The organism is Mesorhizobium sp. M7A.F.Ca.MR.176.00.0.0, assembly GCF_004023165.1.
Classification (GTDB): Bacteria; Pseudomonadota; Alphaproteobacteria; order Rhizobiales; family Rhizobiaceae; genus Mesorhizobium.
Window position 1 is genome coordinate 1 of sequence record NZ_RZTC01000127.1, and the last position, 16,306, is coordinate 16,306.

The 16,306-nt window shown below is 63.0% G+C and carries 17 protein-coding genes and 1 pseudogene; 14 read left to right on the top strand and 4 right to left on the bottom strand.

The genetic code is table 11. The annotated features are described in order from the left end of the window. The 3 genes and pseudogenes from EOB59_RS29215 to EOB59_RS29225 form a co-directional block, all read left to right on the top strand. Window positions 1-258, top strand: a pseudogene (locus EOB59_RS29215) (beta-ketoacyl-ACP synthase); the annotation flags it as partial. Window positions 259-295: 37 nt separating this feature from the next. Beyond that, a complete protein-coding gene (locus EOB59_RS29220) occupies window positions 296-1,324 on the top strand; it encodes a zinc-binding dehydrogenase (protein ID WP_127398721.1) in 1,029 nt (342 codons plus the stop codon). A gap of 13 nt (window positions 1,325-1,337) precedes the next feature. Further along, window positions 1,338-2,321, top strand: a complete 984-nt coding sequence (locus EOB59_RS29225) for a lipid A biosynthesis lauroyl acyltransferase (RefSeq protein WP_164873981.1) — start codon at window positions 1,338-1,340, stop codon at window positions 2,319-2,321. Between the two features lie 61 nt (window positions 2,322-2,382). Here the strand turns inward: EOB59_RS29225 and EOB59_RS29230 are convergent, their stop codons facing one another. After that, window positions 2,383-2,811: a L,D-transpeptidase gene (locus EOB59_RS29230; protein WP_023812266.1), complete on the bottom strand. Its 429-nt coding sequence runs from the start codon at window positions 2,809-2,811 to the stop codon at window positions 2,383-2,385. Window positions 2,812-3,033: 222 nt separating this feature from the next. Between EOB59_RS29230 and EOB59_RS29235 the strand changes: the two genes are divergently transcribed. The 5 genes from EOB59_RS29235 (at window position 3,034) to EOB59_RS29255 (ending at window position 9,399) form a co-directional block, all read left to right on the top strand. Next, window positions 3,034-4,314: an acetylornithine deacetylase/succinyl-diaminopimelate desuccinylase family protein gene (locus EOB59_RS29235; RefSeq protein WP_127810225.1), complete on the top strand. Its 1,281-nt coding sequence runs from the start codon at window positions 3,034-3,036 to the stop codon at window positions 4,312-4,314. Between the two features lie 160 nt (window positions 4,315-4,474). Then, the gene (locus EOB59_RS29240) at window positions 4,475-5,953 is read left to right on the top strand and encodes an ABC transporter substrate-binding protein (protein WP_127810224.1); all 1,479 of its coding nucleotides are present in this window, start codon (window positions 4,475-4,477) and stop codon (window positions 5,951-5,953) included. Between the two features lie 13 nt (window positions 5,954-5,966). Continuing rightward, window positions 5,967-6,914: an ABC transporter permease gene (locus EOB59_RS29245; RefSeq protein WP_127269831.1), complete on the top strand. Its 948-nt coding sequence runs from the start codon at window positions 5,967-5,969 to the stop codon at window positions 6,912-6,914. After that, the gene (locus EOB59_RS29250) at window positions 6,911-7,780 is read left to right on the top strand and encodes an ABC transporter permease (RefSeq protein WP_127810223.1); all 870 of its coding nucleotides are present in this window, start codon (window positions 6,911-6,913) and stop codon (window positions 7,778-7,780) included. The genes EOB59_RS29245 and EOB59_RS29250 overlap by 4 nt, the downstream gene beginning before the upstream one ends. After that, window positions 7,777-9,399, top strand: coding sequence for a dipeptide ABC transporter ATP-binding protein (locus EOB59_RS29255; RefSeq protein ID WP_128289818.1), 1,623 nt, complete (start codon window positions 7,777-7,779; stop codon window positions 9,397-9,399). The genes EOB59_RS29250 and EOB59_RS29255 overlap by 4 nt, the downstream gene beginning before the upstream one ends. Before the next feature lie 20 nt (window positions 9,400-9,419). Here the strand turns inward: EOB59_RS29255 and EOB59_RS29260 are convergent, their stop codons facing one another. Next, window positions 9,420-9,851 (bottom strand): TerB family tellurite resistance protein, encoded by a 432-nt coding sequence (locus EOB59_RS29260; protein WP_127268808.1) that lies wholly within the window; start codon window positions 9,849-9,851, stop codon window positions 9,420-9,422. 148 nt (window positions 9,852-9,999) lie between these two features. On the opposite strand from EOB59_RS29260, the gene EOB59_RS29265 reads away from it, so the two are divergent. The 4 genes from EOB59_RS29265 (at window position 10,000) to EOB59_RS29280 (ending at window position 12,432) form a co-directional block, all read left to right on the top strand. Beyond that, window positions 10,000-10,785, top strand: coding sequence for a TSUP family transporter (locus EOB59_RS29265; RefSeq protein ID WP_127331885.1), 786 nt, complete (start codon window positions 10,000-10,002; stop codon window positions 10,783-10,785). A gap of 52 nt (window positions 10,786-10,837) precedes the next feature. Further along, window positions 10,838-11,008, top strand: coding sequence for a hypothetical protein (locus tag EOB59_RS29270; protein ID WP_127268806.1), 171 nt, complete (start codon window positions 10,838-10,840; stop codon window positions 11,006-11,008). Window positions 11,009-11,110: 102 nt separating this feature from the next. Further along, entirely contained in the window at window positions 11,111-11,941 is an 831-nt protein-coding gene (locus tag EOB59_RS29275; RefSeq protein WP_128289819.1) for an AraC family transcriptional regulator, read from the top strand. 71 nt (window positions 11,942-12,012) lie between these two features. Next, on the top strand, window positions 12,013-12,432 hold the full coding sequence (locus EOB59_RS29280) for a VOC family protein (RefSeq protein ID WP_128289820.1): 420 nt from the start codon (window positions 12,013-12,015) through the stop codon (window positions 12,430-12,432). A gap of 18 nt (window positions 12,433-12,450) precedes the next feature. Here the strand turns inward: EOB59_RS29280 and EOB59_RS29285 are convergent, their stop codons facing one another. Both EOB59_RS29285 and EOB59_RS29290 read right to left on the bottom strand, forming a co-directional pair. Continuing rightward, window positions 12,451-13,923 (bottom strand): cobyric acid synthase, encoded by a 1,473-nt coding sequence (locus EOB59_RS29285; protein ID WP_128289821.1) that lies wholly within the window; start codon window positions 13,921-13,923, stop codon window positions 12,451-12,453. Further along, complete coding sequence (locus tag EOB59_RS29290) at window positions 13,923-14,537, bottom strand: dimethylsulfonioproprionate lyase family protein (protein WP_127810217.1); 615 nt, start codon at window positions 14,535-14,537, stop codon at window positions 13,923-13,925. The genes EOB59_RS29285 and EOB59_RS29290 overlap by 1 nt, the downstream gene beginning before the upstream one ends. Before the next feature lie 136 nt (window positions 14,538-14,673). On the opposite strand from EOB59_RS29290, the gene EOB59_RS29295 reads away from it, so the two are divergent. Both EOB59_RS29295 and EOB59_RS29300 read left to right on the top strand, forming a co-directional pair. Then, window positions 14,674-15,843, top strand: a complete 1,170-nt coding sequence (locus EOB59_RS29295; protein WP_128289822.1) for an isobutyryl-CoA dehydrogenase — start codon at window positions 14,674-14,676, stop codon at window positions 15,841-15,843. Window positions 15,844-15,872: 29 nt separating this feature from the next. Beyond that, window positions 15,873-16,241, top strand: coding sequence for a four helix bundle protein (locus EOB59_RS29300; RefSeq protein ID WP_128289823.1), 369 nt, complete (start codon window positions 15,873-15,875; stop codon window positions 16,239-16,241). Window positions 16,242-16,306 lie beyond the last annotated feature (65 nt).

The window sequence follows — 16,306 nt, forward strand, 5'->3', positions numbered from 1 at the left end:
ATGCCGGTCTCGTCGAACAAATCGATGATCGGCCACACGCTGTCGGCGGCGGGCGCCGTCGAGGCGGCGTTCTCACTGATGACGATGCGCGAAAGCGTCATTCCACCGACCATCAACTATGACAATCCCGACCCCGCGATCGTGCTCGACGTGGTGCCGAACAAGAAGCGCAATGCCGAGGTCCGCACCGTGCTGTCGAACTCCTTCGGCTTCGGCGGCCAGAACACTTGCCTTGTCATGGCGCGGGAACCGGTCTAAGCGACCTTTTTCAGCCAGACCGAAACCGACAGGCCCAATGCGCGCATTGCAACTTATCGAGGACCGCCGTCTTGAAACGGTGGACCTGCCGCCTCCCCCACCGCCGGCACTTGGCGAAGTCACGCTGCGCATCAAGGCGGTGGCGCTGAACCATATCGACGTCTGGGGCTGGCGCGGCATGGCCTTCGCCAAGCGCAAGCTGCCGCTGGTCGTCGGCGCCGAAGCCTCGGGCGAGGTCGAGGCGGTAGGCTCCGGCGTTTCCAGCCTGCTGCCCGGACAATTGGTATCGATCTACGGCGCGCGCACCTGCGGCCTCTGCCGAGCCTGCCGCGAAGGCCACGACAACCTCTGTGAACATGTTTCGGGTGTGCACGGTTTCCATCTCGACGGTTTCGCGCAAGAGAAGATCAACCTGCCGGCTCGCCTGCTGGTCCCTGCCCCGCCCGGCGTGACCGACATCGGCGCGGCGGTCGCGCCCGTCACCTTCGGCACGGTCGAGCACATGCTGTTCGACAACGCCAGGCTACAGCCCGGCGAGACGATCCTTATCCATGCCGGCGGATCCGGCATCGGCTCGGCAGCCATCCAGCTGGCCAAACGGATGGGCTGCACCATCATCACCACGGTCGGCTCCAACGACAAGATCGACAAAGCCAAGGCGCTCGGCGCCGACCATGTCATCAACTACCGCGACGACCGTTTCGAGGGCGTCGTGCGCAAGCTGACCAAGAAGAAGGGCGTCGATGTCGTCTTCGAACATGTCGGCGCCGACACTTTTGCCGCCTCGATGCTGTGCCTGAAGCGTGGCGGCCGCCTGGTGACCTGCGGTTCGACTTCCGGCGTGTCGACGCAGATCAACCTCATGCAGCTGTTCCAGCAGCAATTGAAACTGCTTGGCTCGTTTGGCTGCCGCATGGAAAACATGGCCAACGCCATGCAGAAAATGGCGGCGGGACAGGTCGCACCCGTCATCGACACCGAAGTCGGCTTCGACGGTATCGACGCCGCGCTGAAGCGCATGGAAGGCCGCGACGTTTTCGGCAAGATCATCCTGCGCGTCGGCTAGAGCCTTGACCTCTGTGTTCAAGAAGTTCCGCCGGGATCTAAAATTTCGCTACGGCAGGCAACTGCGCCAGCTCAATTACTGGCTGGTGGCGCGCGCCGCAATGATGATCATCTCGGTCCTGCGCCTGCTGCCGGCCGACAGTGCGTTGAATTTCGCCGACCGCGCCGCACGCATGGTCGGCCCCCGGGTGGGACGCCATCAGGTCGCCGTCGACAATCTGCGCAAGGCCTATCCGGAAAAGGGCGAAGCCGAGATCCAGGCGATCGCCTCCGACATGTGGGGCAACATGGCCCGTCTTGCCGCGGAATACATCTTTCTCGACGCCCTCTTCGACTATGACCCTACAGCGATCAAGCCCGGCCGCATCGAGGTCAAAGGAGCGGACCACTTCCTCGAAATCGCCAGCGAAGTGAAGCCGCACATCGTCTTTACCGGCCATCTCGGCAATTTCGAACTTCTGCCGGTGGCGGCGGCGACCTTCGGCATGAACATCACGGCGCTGTTTCGCCCACCCAACAATCCTTATCTTGCCGACTACATCCTCTCGACGCGCCGCTCGACCATGGGCTCGTTGCTGCCATCGATGGCCGGTGCCTCATTCGCCTTGGCCGGGGTCCTGGAGAACGGCGGCAACATCGGCATCCTTGTCGACCAGAAATTCTCCAACGGACTGGAGACGACATTCTTCGGCCGTCCGTGCCAGAGCAATCGGGTGCTGGCCACCCTTGCCCGTCACTATGACTGCGACGTCTATCCGGCTCGCTGCATCAGGCTGCCAGGCAACCGCTTCCGGCTCGAAATCGAGGACAAGCTGACATTGCCGCGCACGGCTGACGGCAGCGTCGATGTCCACGCCACCACCCAGCGTCTCAACGATGTCGTCGAACGCTGGGTGCGAGAAGATCCCGGCCAGTGGATGTGGTTCCACAAAAGGTGGGAGATCAGCGGCGGGCGTCGAAAGCGGCCCTCGCAGGCAAAAGCGGTCCCGAACGCTTAAACAGAACTGCTGGCGAGGGTGTTAGCCCTGCGCCAGCCGACAACAGCGAACCTGAATCTCTTCAGTTGGTGACGACAATGCGCGTATTGCCGAAACCGGCTTGCCGAACCATCGCATAGAAGGCGGCGGCATTGGTCGGGTGCAAGCGCACACAGCCATGCGATGCCGGGCGCCCGAGCTGCCTCACCGCGCCGGTGCCGTGAATGGCATAGCCGCCGCGGAAGAACACCGAATGAGGCATTGGCGACATGTCGTATTTGCGCGAATACCACATCCGCGCCGTCCGTTGCGGCCGATAGCTGCCGCGCGGCGTAATGTAACCTTTGCGCGCGGTGGAGACGCTCCACCGGTAAACCGACGCGCCATATCTGACGGTCATCGTCTGCGAAGACACGTCAATATTTGCAACGAGGCTGGCTGCCCAGCCCTGCCCCGAAGCACCGAACAGCATCGCAACAAACACGGCTGCCATGAGAACTGTCTTTTTCATGCGATCAAACCCCTTTGATTGCCCCTAACCTGCCTGCCCTCAAATTGTCTCTCATCTTTTTAATGGCAGATGAACGGGCTAACACACACACCTTGACCAATTCGCCAATCCAAAGCAGCGAATTTGAACGATTTCCCGCAATAGTTGCCGCAACGACACGCCGCACAGGCTCGATCACCAACGGGCTTGCAAAACCGCCGAGATCGCTGCTCAACTCTGGGCATGAACGAGCGACTCCTCCGGGCAATCGATGACAGGCGCGACGATGTCGTCGCGCTGACCACTGAGCTGATCCGTTTTCCGACCATCAATCCACCCGGCGAGGCCTATCGGCCATGCGCCGAATATCTCGGCGCGCGGCTGAAGAAGAGTGGTTTCGAGACCGAATTCATCCGCGCCGAAGGCACGCCCGGCGACACCGACCGCTACCCGCGCGTCAATGTCGTTGCCCGTTTCGACGGAAGATCGTCAGGCGCCTGCGTCCACTTCAACTCGCATATCGACGTGGTCGAAGCCGGCGACGGCTGGACCGTCGATCCTTTTGCCGGCGTCGTCAAAGACGGCAAGGTCTATGGTCGCGGCGCCTGCGACATGAAGGGCGGACTGGCCGCCTCGATCATCGCAGCCGAAGCCTTCCTGGAAGTCTTCCCCGACTTTCCCGGCGTCATCGAAATATCCGGCACCGTCGACGAGGAGTCCGGCGGCTTCGGCGGCGTCGCCCATCTGGCCAGACTCGGCTATTTCTCAAAACCCAGGGTCGACCACGTCATCATTCCCGAGCCGCTCAACAAGGACCGCATCTGCCTCGGGCATCGCGGCGTCTGGTGGGCGGAGATCGAGACCAAGGGCGAGATCGCGCACGGCTCGATGCCGTTTCTCGGCGACAATGCGGTGCGCCACATGGGCGCCGTGCTGAGGGCTTTCGAGGACGAGCTGTTCCCTGCGCTTGACCGTAAGATGACGCGCATGCCGGTCGTGCCCGAAGGGGCAAAACGCTCGACCATGAACATCAATTCGATCCATGGCGGCCAGACCGAGGACTTCCGGCCCGGCCTGCCGTCGCCCAACGTGCCCGACTCCTGCCGGCTGACCATCGACCGTCGTTTCCTGCTGGAGGAAGATCTCGACACCGTCAAAGGCGAAGTGACCGGTATTCTCGACCGGCTAAAGCGCGAGCGGACAAAATTCGACTACGAAATCCGCGACCTGATGGAAGTGCTGCCGCTGATGACCGAGCGCGACGCCCCGGTGGTCAAAGCGGTTGCGCAAGGCATCATGGCGATCTTCGACCGCGAACCCGACTACGTCATCTCGCCCGGCACCTACGACCAGAAGCACATTGCGCGCATCGGCCATATCTATGATTGCATCGCCTATGGGCCGGGCATTCTCGACCTCGCCCACCGGCCGGACGAATGGGTCGGGATATCGGACATGGTAGAATCGGCCAAGGTGATGGCGATAGGGCTCAACGTGCTGCTGCGCGGCACAGCCGCGGGGTAAGGCGCACCGCGACAAGCTTCGACCTGCCGATGCGGTGGCCAGGACAAAACATTCCCGGCCACGCCAACGGGCAGAACGAAACGCAATTTACTCCGCGGCGAAATCACGCTTCTATCGCCCGGGTTCGAGCACGTGTCTGAAACGCATGGGGAGTCGCACGATGAAACTGTGGAAAACCATCCTGGCGGCCGCGGTGCTGTCGCTGGCCGCCGGCGCTTCCGCGTTTGCCGCGCGGACCGACCTGGTCATCGGCATTCCGCTCGAACCCCCGCATCTCGATCCGACCGCAGGTGCCGCCGCGGCAATCGACGAGGTTCTATATGCCAATGTGTTCGAGGGCCTGACACGCATCGGGCCCAATGGCGAGGTGCTGCCGGATCTGGCCGAAAGCTGGACCATTTCCGATGATGGAAAGGTCTACACCTTCAAGCTGCACACCGGCGTGAAATTCCATGACGGCACCGACTTCGATGCCGGCGACGTGAAATTCTCGCTCGATCGAGCCCGCGCCGAAAATTCGGTCAACGCGCAAAAGGGCCTATTCGCGGCCATCGATACGATAGACGTCGTCGATCCGGCGACCGTCAAAGTGACGCTGAAGAACCCGCAGGGATCCTTCCTCTACAATATGGGCTGGGGTGACGCGGTGATCGTGGCGCCGGAATCGGCAGAGACCAACAAGGAGAAACCGATCGGCACCGGCCCGTTCAAGTTCCAGAGCTGGGCCAAGGGATCGTCGATCACGCTGGTCAAATCGGACAATTACTGGGGCACGCCGGCGTCCCTCGACAAGGCCGAATTCCGCATCGTGCCCGATGCCGCGGCCTATGTGCCGGCCCTGCTTTCCGGCGACATCCAGGCTTTCCCGTTCTTCGATGCCGACAGCCTCGCGCAGGTCAAGGACGATCCGCGCTTCAAGGTGGTGATCGGCTCGACCGAGGGTGAGACCATCCTGTCGATCAACAACAAGAAGCCTCCTTTCGACAAGTTGCAGGTGAGGCAGGCGATCTCCTACGCGCTCGATCGCAAGGCGATCATCGACGGCGCCTCGGCCGGCCTCGGCCAGCCGATCGGCTCGCACATGTCGCCGGCCAGCAAGGATTATGTCGACCTCACCGGCCGCTACCAGCATGATGTCGCCAAGGCCAAGGAATTGCTGAAAGAGGCAGGCCTCGAAAACGGCTTCAAGGCGACGCTGAAACTGCCGCCGCCCGCCTATGCCCGCCTCGGTGGCGAAATCATAGCCTCACAACTTCGCGACGTCGGCATCGATCTGGAGATCATCCCGGTCGAATGGGCGCAGTGGCTGGATCAGGTGTTCACCAAGAAGGATTACGACCTGACCATCGTCTCCCACACCGAGCCCAACGACATCGATATCTATTCGCGCAAGGACTATTACTTCAACTACGACAACCCGGCCTTCGACAAGGTGATTGCCGATCTCGGCGTCACCTCCGACGAAGCCAAGCGCAAGGAATTGCTGGGGCAGGCACAGAAGATCCTGGCGGACGATGCCGTGGTCGGCTTCCTCTACGAACTGCCCAAGGTCGGCGTCTGGGACGCCAAGCTGCAAGGCCTGTGGGAAAACGCCCCGATCCAGGCCAATGATTTGACCAAGGTGAAGTGGAGCGAGTGATCCCCCACCTTCCATGACCGCCTACCTCCTAAAACGCTTCGCCGTCGCGCTCGCCACGCTGGTGCTGGCTTCCATGGTGGTGTTCGCCGTCCTGGAGATCCTGCCCGGCGATCCGGCGCGGCTAATGCTGGGCCTGAACGCCAGTGCCGATCAGGTCGAGCTGCTGCGCAACCAGATGGGCCTCAACGCCCCGCTGGCCTTGCGCTACCTGCAATGGGCCGGCGGCCTGCTCAGCCTCGATTTCGGCCGCTCCTACACCTATTCGGTGCCGGTCATCGACCTGGTGCGCGAGCGGCTTGCCGTCTCGCTGCCGCTGGCGCTGATTGCGCTTGCGCTCTCCACCATCATCGCGATTCCCGTTGGCCTGTTTTCCGCCAGCCGGCGTGGACGCGCCGGTGACACGATTTCGATGGGCGCCGCACAGCTTGGCGTCGCCGTGCCCAATTTCTGGTTCGCACTGATGCTGATCTATGTCTTCGCCGTCTGGCTGCGGCTGGTCCCGGCCGGTGGCTTTCCCGGCTGGAGTGCCGGCATCTGGCCAGCCTTGAAATCGCTGCTGCTGCCGGCGGTCGCACTTGCCTTGCCGCAAGCCGCGATCCTGGCGCGCGTTACCCGCTCGGCGCTGATCGAGGTCCTCAACGAGGACTATATCCGCACCGCCCGCGCCAAGGGCCTGCCCTATCGCGCAGTCTTGTGGCGGCATGCACTGCGCAACGCCATGATCCCGGTGTTGACCATTCTGGGCCTGCAATTCGCCTTCCTGCTTGCCGGCACCATCATCATCGAGAATGTGTTTTATCTGCCCGGCCTCGGCCGGCTGGTGTTCCAGGCCATCACGCAGCGCGATCTGATCGTGGTCGAAAGCGTCGTCATGCTGCTGGTCGCGGCCGTCATCGCCGTCAACCTCCTCGTCGACCTTTCCTATGCGGTGGTCGATCCGCGCCTGAGAAGCCGGCAATGACACTGCACATCGACATCCCAGAGGAGACGTTCGGCAGCATCCTGGGCAAGGCATTCAGGAATACCGCCTTCGTGGCCGGTTTCGTCATTACCCTCATGATCCTGGCAATGGCTGTAGTCTCATATGCCTGGACGCCCTACGACGTCACCAAACTGGTGATATCGGACAAGACGCAGGCACCCTCGCTGGCGCACTGGTTCGGCACCGACCATTTCGGCCGCGACATTCTGTCGATGGTCATGGTCGGCGCCCGCAATTCGATTGCCGTGGCGCTGGTCGCGGTCGGCATCGGCATGGGGGTCGGCGTGCCGCTCGGCGCCTTTGCGGCGGCACGCGGCGGCCTCGTCGACGAGGCACTGATGCGGCTGAACGACCTCGTCTTCGCCTTCCCGGCTTTGCTGTCGGCGATCATGATCACCGCCATCTTCGGGCCGGGCGCGATCAACGCCATCATCGCCATCGGCATCTTCAACATCCCGGTCTTTGCCCGTGTCGCCCGGGCCGGCGCGCTGGCGATCTGGCCGCGCGAGTTCATTCTCGCCGCACGCGCCGCCGGCAAGAGCAGCGCGCAAATCACAATCGAACATGTGCTGCCCAACATCGCCACGCTGCTCCTGGTGCAAGGCACCATCCAGTTCGCGCTGGGCATCCTGGCCGAGGCCGGGCTTTCCTATCTGGGCCTGGGCACGCAACCGCCAATGCCGAGCTGGGGCCGCATGCTGTTCGACGCGCAGACCCGCATGGTGGTGGCGCCATGGATGGCGATCTTTCCGGGCATGGCCATCGTTGTCGCCGTGCTGGGGCTGAACCTCCTGGGCGACGGCATCGCCGACATCCTCGATCCGAAATCGCGGCGGCAGCGATGAGCCTGCTCGACATCGAGAACCTGTCGCTGACCATCGGTGACACGCAGATCCTTAAAAGTATGGAGCTTTCCGTCGCGCCCGGCGAGGTGATGGGCCTGGTCGGCGAATCCGGTTCGGGCAAGTCGATGACCGCGCTGACGGTGATGCAGCTTCTGCCCCATGCCGCGCGCGCCACCGGACGCGTCACATTCGACGGCATCGACATCCTCACGGCGAGCGAGGATCAAATGTGCGCGCTGCGCGGCGACGACATCGGCATGGTGTTCCAGGAGCCGATGACGGCGCTCAATCCGGTCAAGACTATCGGCGAACAGGTTGCCGAAGGCATACGCTGGCACACCAAGGCCAGCCGCGCCGAGGCCGAAGACCGGGCGCGAAAAATGCTCGACCGCGTCGGCCTCCCCGAAGCGAAATTTCCAATGTCGCGCTATCCGCATGAACTGTCCGGTGGCCAGCGCCAACGCGTCGTCATCGCCATCGCCTGCGCGCTGAAGCCGAAGCTGCTGATCGCCGACGAGCCGACGACGGCGCTCGACGTTGTCTTGCAAGCCCAGATCCTCGACCTGTTGCGCGACCTCGTCGCCGAGAGCCGCATGGGCCTGCTCTTGATCTCGCACGACCTCGCCGTGGTGACCGAGATGGCGGACCGCATCACTATTCTGCGCCGCGGCGAGGTTATGGAAGCCGGCGACACTGCGCGCACGCTGTCCGAACAGACCCACCCCTACACCCGCCAGCTGGCGCAGGCCTCGATGCATGTGCCGGCGCGCGCCAGGCTGCATGACATCGAGACGGGCCAACCTTTGCTTCAGGTCCAAAGCGTGACCCGCGACTATCCCGGCCGACGCACCTCATTATTCAAACGCGCGCCTGGTATCCGCGCCGTCGACGATGTCTCGCTGTCGATGGCGCCGGGCCAATCGGTGGCGCTGGTCGGCAGATCCGGCTGCGGCAAGTCAACCCTCGCCCGCATGATCCTGGCGCTGGACCGACCAAGCTCGGGCACGATCCGGTTCCGAGGCGAGACCGTCACAGGCAAGAGCGAAGCCGAGCTGAAGCCGGCCCGCCGTGACATGCAGGTCGTCTTCCAGGATCCCTACGGCTCCTTCGACCCGCGCCAGAAGGTCGAAAAACTGGTCGCCGAACCCCTGCATGTGCTGGAGAAGAAGCCGACGCGCACCGAGCGCCGCGAAATGGTGGCGCATGCGCTGCACGAAGTCGGCCTCGGCATCAGCGACATGGACAAATACCCGCATGAATTTTCCGGCGGCCAGCGCCAGCGCCTGTCGATCGCCCGCGCCATCATCACCCGCCCCAAGCTGGTCGTCGCCGACGAGCCGGTCTCGGCGCTCGACGTCTCGATCCGCGCCCAAATCCTTGATTTGTTCGCCGAGCTCAACCAGAAGCTCGGCATCGCCTATCTCTTCATCACCCATGACCTGACCGTCGCCCGCGCCATTACGGACGAGGTGCTGGTCATGCATGACGGCAAGATCGTCGAGCGCGGCAAGACGAACGCGGTGCTCGACCACCCGCAATCCGAGGCGGCCAAGGCGCTTGTCACCGCCGCCCCTGATTTGCACCGGGCGATCGCGACGCGGCTGCGAGAGCAAGGCTGATCAGGAGAGAAGGCGTCCAATCACTCCTGCGGCTTCACCACATCGACCGGGCTGATGTCGAGCAGGTCGAGCGTGCGGCGCAGAAGGCGCATCTCGCTCTCGGCAAGTTGCGAATCCGCCTTGGCGATCTCCGCCATATGTTTGGCCAATTGCCGGCGCCGCTCGACATCGAGGTCGCGGAACAGTGCAATCGCCTGCGAGCCGTTGGTCTCGTAGCCGAACTCGTTGAGATATTCGATGACGCTGTCGATACTGCTTTCCGCAATGCCGAAGGCGTCCTTGCAGATGCGCCGGAAGACAACCATCTCGCTCTCGCTGACAGACCCGTCGGCCAGGATCATGCGAAACAACATCAGCAGTTCCGCCGACAGGACCGGATCGTCCGCCACCTTGCGCACACCCGGGTCGCCGTCGAATATCTGACGTATCTGGTCCAGCAATGCGAATGCCATCAGGAGCCTCTTTCCGGGTTAACCACACAAATACAAATCCAAGCGCGATGCGCTTGGATAGAGGTAGCGCGGAATCGACCTTGCGCAAACAGGGCGGCCGTGGTCGAACGCCCGATATTTCAGCCGGCCGGACACCGCCATACATCAGATGATCGACCTTAGCATCCAGACCGTCGCCATGCTCGCCTTCGCCGCCTTTGCCGCGGGCTTTGTCGATTCGATCGCCGGCGGCGGCGGGCTCATCACCGTGCCGGCGCTGCTGCTTGCCGGCTTCACGCCGGTCCAGGCGCTCGCCACCAACAAACTGCAAGGCATGTTCGGCTCGGGCTCGGCGACCATCCACTACGCATCGAAGGGTCATGTCGACCTGCGCCGGCAATTGCCGTCGGCGCTTCTGGCCCTTGTCGGAAGCGCCATCGGCGCCTTGCTGGCAACGATCGTGCCGGGTGACATTCTGCGGGCTGCCCTGCCTATCGTGCTGATCGCCATCGCGCTCTACTTCGCGTTCAAGCCCAACATGAACGACATCGACCGCGCCGAGCGGCTGTCGCCGTTCCTGTTCGGGCTGACCCTGGTGCCGGCCATCGGCTTCTACGACGGCCTGTTCGGGCCAGGCGCAGGCTCCTTCTACATGCTGGCCTTCGTGGCACTTGCCGGCTACGGCGTGCTCAAGGCGACGGCGCATACCAAGCTGCTCAACTTCGCCTCCAACATCGGCGGCTTCATCGTCTTCGCGGCCTTCGGCGTCGTCTACTGGAAGATCGGCCTGATGATGGGCGTTGCCCAGTTCCTCGGCGCCCGCGTCGGCGCCAGCCTGGCCATGCGCATCGGCGCGAAACTGATCAAGCCGCTGCTGGTGATCGTGTGCCTGGCGCTTGCTGTGAAGCTGCTGGCCGACCCGGCGAACCCGCTGCGCGCCCTGATTGGTGTGTGATCACGCGCCCTGATAGAATGCCGCTGTTCGAATCATGTAGGAGGAGCCACACATGAATCTTAGCGCACCTACGCAGATCGTTTTTATCATTTCCGTTGTTATCGCCATCATCGGCGCACTCGCCGCGCTTGGCGTTCTTGCGTTCATTCCACTCGCATCGGTGTGGATTGTTCTTATTGCTTTCATCGTGCTTGCCGGCGGCTGCTTGATGCGCGGCGCCTGACCATTTCCCTTGAAGTGGGGACGAGGAGCGCCCGGCCAAAAGCCGGGCGCTTTTGATTCCGGCCCCGGGTCTGCTAGATTTGACTTGGCGCAAGGATGGCCGATGCCAGTCGAGATGCAACCCCAGCAAGAGCAGGACCGGTCCGTCGCCGGGCGGTTCGAGATGCGCCGGCGCCTGCCGGAGCCTCGACTTCAGGGCATTGTGTCGGACATTTGCGGCTATCGCGAAATGACGCCCGGCCATATGCGCAACGTCGAATACGCGTCCCTCACCGTGCCGCTGGTCATCAACTTCGCTGAACCCTTCGCTATCGGCCTCGGCAAGGCACCCGGCGACAATGACCGCTTCGCCAGTTTCGCCGCCGGCCTCTTTGCCGGACCGGTGGTGATCGAATCCTTCGGCGGCGCCTGCTGCGTCCAGGTCAACTTCACGCCGCTTGGCGCACGCCGTTTCTTCCGCCTGCCGATGAGCGAACTGGTCGACAGCATGGTCGTCCTCGACGACGTGCTTGGCGCGCAAGGTTTGGCGCTGCGTGAACGGCTGGGCAACGCGCCGGCCTGGACGACGCGTTTCGACATGGCCGAAGCCTTCGTCACCGCCCGTCTCGAGAATGCCGCCGAGACGCCGCTTGAAATCGCCTGGGCCTATGACCGCATCATCGCATCCGGCGGCCGGACCCGCATTGGATCGATCGCCGAAAGGCTGGGCTGGAGCCGCAAGCATCTCGCCGGCAGTTTTTCCAACGCCATCGGCATCGGCCCCAAGACGCTGTCGCGCATCGTCCGCTTCAACCGGGCGCTCGGCCTGTCGAGACAGCCGACAGCCGATTGGGCGGATATAGCCGCCGATTGCGGCTATGCCGACCAGGCCCATCTGGTGCGGGAGTTTCGCGACCTCGCCGGCGAGACGCCAACCGCGCTCTCCGTCAGGTAACATTTCTTCAAGACGCCGAACCGGCCTTTGAGCAGAGTGGGTTAACGACCAACCCAACGAAGGAGGTTCCCATGCCCACCACCACTGAAGCGCCCCGCCTCTACCCCGCCTTGCGCTACAAGAACGCGGCAAGAATGATCGATTGGCTGGGCGAGGCTTTCGGCTTCAGCGTCCGTGCCCGCTATGGCGAAGGCGATGTCGTACACCATGCCGAACTGGTCTTCGGCTCTTCGATGATCATGATTGGCACGGTCCGCGACGACGACTACGGCAAGATGGTCGGCGAACCCGGCTCAGGCAGCGGCAAGTCGATCTACATTGCCGTCGACGACGCGGATGCCGCCTATACCAAGGCCAGGAAGGCCGGCGCCACGATCATCCAGGAATTGACCAACCGCGACTATGGCAGCCGCGAGTTCATCTGCCGCGACCCGGAAGGCAACGTCTGGTCGTTTGGCACCTACTGGCCGAAGGCTGGCGAGAAGGCCTGAGCCAACCAGTGCCCCGAATCACCGCGCCAGTGCAAAAATCGCGTCGCAGTCGAGATGGGTCTCCAGCTCGGCTGCGACCTCGTCCAGCGCCCGCTCGACCTCGGCCCGGTAGTCGATGCTACCGCCCTTGATGCCGAGGCTTTCGAGGAATTTCCCGCGAAAGCCGTCGGCGCCAAACAGGCCGTGCATATAGGTGCCGATCACCTTGCCGTCGGCCGACACCGCCCCGTCCTCGACACCATTGATGACAGCGGAAGGCCGCAGCGTATCCGGTCCGGTGGTGCGGCCGAGGTGGATTTCGTAGCCTTCGAGCGGCAAGTCGAATTGCACCGAACGGGCGCTGACGTTGCGCACCGTCTTTTCCGGTTCCATCACCGTTTCGACGTCGAGCAGGCCGAGCCCTTCGGCTTCGATGACGCTGCCTTCGATGCCGTCAGGGTCGCGCACTGTGCGGCCGAGCATCTGGAAGCCGCCGCAGATACCAACGACATGGCCGCCGCGCTTGCGATGGGCCAGCAAGTCGCGATCCCAGCCGTTCTCGCGGAATTTCAGCAGATCGCCGATCGTCGACTTGGAGCCCGGAATGACCACCAGCCCGGCATCGGCCGGCAGCGGCTTTCCCGGCGGCACGAACACCACCTCGACCTGCGGTTCGGCCTTGAGCGGGTCGAGATCGTCGAAATTGGCGATGCGGCCAAGCATCGGCACCGCCACCTTCAACGCGCGTGCATCGCCGGACACCAACCGCTCCAGCACCACCGAATCCTCCGAAGGCAGGCGCGCCGCCGCCTTCAGCCACGGCACCACGCCGAAACAGCGCCAACCCGTGAATGTCTCGATCGACTTCAGCCCATCGTCGAACAGCGAAATGTCGCCGCGGAACTTGTTGATGAGATAGCCGACGATCATGCGCCGGTCCTCCTCCGGCAGGATCAGATGCGTGCCGGCGACCGAAGCGATGATGCCGCCGCGATCGATGTCGCCGACCAGCACCACCGGCACGTCGGCGCGCGTGGCAAAGCCCATATTGGCGATGTCGCGGCTGCGCAGGTTGATCTCGGCCGGCGAACCCGCGCCCTCGACGATGACGAGATCGGCGCCCTCGCCGACCTTGCCCCAGGAGTCCAGAACGGCGTCCATCAACTGGCCCTTCATCGCCTGGTAATCACGCGCCCGCGCTTCTCCGAACATTTTGCCCTGCACGATAACCTGTGCGCCGACATCGGTCTGCGGCTTCAGCAGCACCGGGTTCATGTGGACCGAGGGTGCCACGCCGCAAGCGATCGCCTGCAGCCATTGCGCGCGGCCGATCTCGCCGCCGCCAGCTTTGTCGCCGGGAATATCGGCAACGGCGGCGTTGTTCGACATGTTCTGCGGCTTGAACGGCCGCACCTTCAACCCACGCTTCTTTGCCGCGCGGCAGAGGCCGGCGACCAGCACCGTCTTGCCGACGTCGGAACCCGTGCCTTGCAGCATGATCGCTCTGGCCATCAGTCCCTGCCCTGCGCCAAGGTTCCGGTGATATCGGATTTCTGCGCCAGCGGCCCGCCGCGCCAGATGTACAGCGCCAGCAATGGGTCTTGGCCGGTGCGCATGGCGTGATTGACGTTGGACGCGTGGTGGACGACCTCGCCGGCCGTGCGCATGCAAAAGCCGCTCTCGCCCATGCGCCATTCGGTACCGCCGGTCAGCGGAATGTAGATTTCCTCGGCAATGTGATGGTGGTCGGGATAGACGATATCAGGCCCAAGGATCAGCACGCCGGCGGCGACAGCGTCATTGACGAAGTGGCCTCGGGTGCCGAACACTTCCAGCCAGCCGTATTTATCGATGAACTCTTTTCCGAAATCCGCCTCGCTGTAGGTCTGCCCCCAGCGGAGATCGTTGCGCCGTTCAGCAAGCAGTTGCACCAGCGGCTTGGCATCCGACGGCGCCAACTCTGCGGCGCGATCAAGATGACGCAGGCAGTTGAGCGGATGCGGCTCCAGCGTGCGAGCCGGCATGTCCCAGCCAATGCGCGCCACGGCATCGCGCACCAAGGCGTGATCCACGGAGGAAAGGTATGCGCGGAACCGGCCCAGCAGTTCATCGAATTTTGTCGTCACATCTTGCTCCGGGCATGCATTGGTGCACAGCCGCTCCGCAGAGCGTCGGGTTGCGCGGCGGCATCATTGGTCTAGATTGGTGCGCGCGCAAAGCCAAAAACGACAGGCCAACAGGTCGAAGATTAGGGAGCACGCCATGGACGCCGCGGTCGATGCGAGCACCAGCCAGTTCGAACTTAACGAGGAGCAGCGCGCCATCCAGGAGATGGCGCAGGCCTTCGCCGCAGACCGTGTCGCGCCAAATGCGCTCGACTGGGACCGTAACAAGCATTTCCCGGCCGATGTGATCCGCGAGACCGGCCCGCTCGGCCTTGGCGGCATCTATATCAGGGACGATGTCGGTGGCTCGGCACTTGGCCGGCTCGACGCCGTGCTGATCTTCGAGGCGCTGTCGCACGCCGATCCGGCTTTTTCATCGTTCATCTCGATCCACAACATGGTGGCCTCGATGATCGACCGTTTCGGCAATGACGAGCAGCGCCAGCGTTTCCTGCCGAAGCTGACCTCTATGGAATGGCTGGCGAGCTACTGCCTGACCGAGCCCGGCTCCGGTTCCGATGCCGCAGCCCTGAAAACGCGCGCGGTGAAGAGCGGCGGCGACTATGTGCTCAACGGCACCAAGCAGTTCATCTCGGGCGCCGGCGACAGCGATGTCTACGCCGTCATGGTGCGGACCGGCACTGAAGGGCCGAAAGGCATTTCCACCATCGTCGTGCCCAGAGATGCGCCAGGCCTCTCCTTCGGCGCCAACGAGCACAAGATGGGCTGGCATATGCAGTCGACCCGCCAGGTCATCTTCGAGGATTGCAAGGTGCCGGCGGAGAACCTTTTGTCCGGCGAAGGTGCGGGTTTCGGCATCGCCATGGCCGGGCTCGACGGCGGCCGTCTGAACATCGCCGCTTGTTCGCTGGGCGGCGCGCAGTCGGCGCTCGACAAGGCGCTTTCCTACACCGCCGAGCGCAAGGCCTTCGGCTCGAAGATCAACCAGTTCCAGGCGCTGCAGTTCAGGCTGGCCGACATGGAGACCGAACTGCAGGCGGCGCGTATTTTCCTCTATGCCGCCGCCGCGAAGCTCGACCGCAAGGCGCCGGACGCCGGCAAATGGTCGGCGATGGCCAAGCGCTTCGTCACCGATACCGGCTTCAATGTCGCCAACGACGCACTGCAGCTGCTCGGCGGCTATGGCTACCTGCACGACTACGGCATCGAGAAGCTGGTGCGGGACCTGCGCGTGCACCAGATCCTCGAAGGCACCAACGAGATCATGCGCGTCATCATCGCGCGAGCATTAATTGGAAGGCAGTAGGCAGTAGGCAGTAGGCATTAGGCAGTGAGATGACCGGCAAGATCAATTCCTACAAGGATCTTATCGTGTGGCAGCAGGGGATGGATCTGGCTGTCGCCACCTATTCTTTGACCAAGGCATGGCCAAAAGAGGAATTGTATGGGTTGACCAGCCAAATCCGCCGTTCAGCAACCTCTATTCCTGCAAACATCGCCGAAGGTTATGGCCGAGACAACAGAGGTTCCTATCAGCAATTTCTGAGGATTGCCCAAGGCTGGCTGAAGGAATTCGAGACACACCTCCAGATCGCTGAACGCATTGGCCTTGCCACGCATGATCAAGCTAGTCAGTTGCTGACATCCACGGAGGGCATCGGCAAAATGCTTCGCCAGCTTATTTTCAAACTTGCACCCGAATAGACCCCTACTGCCTACTGCCTACTGCCTACTGCCTGCTGCCTACTGCCTACTGCCTACTGCCTACT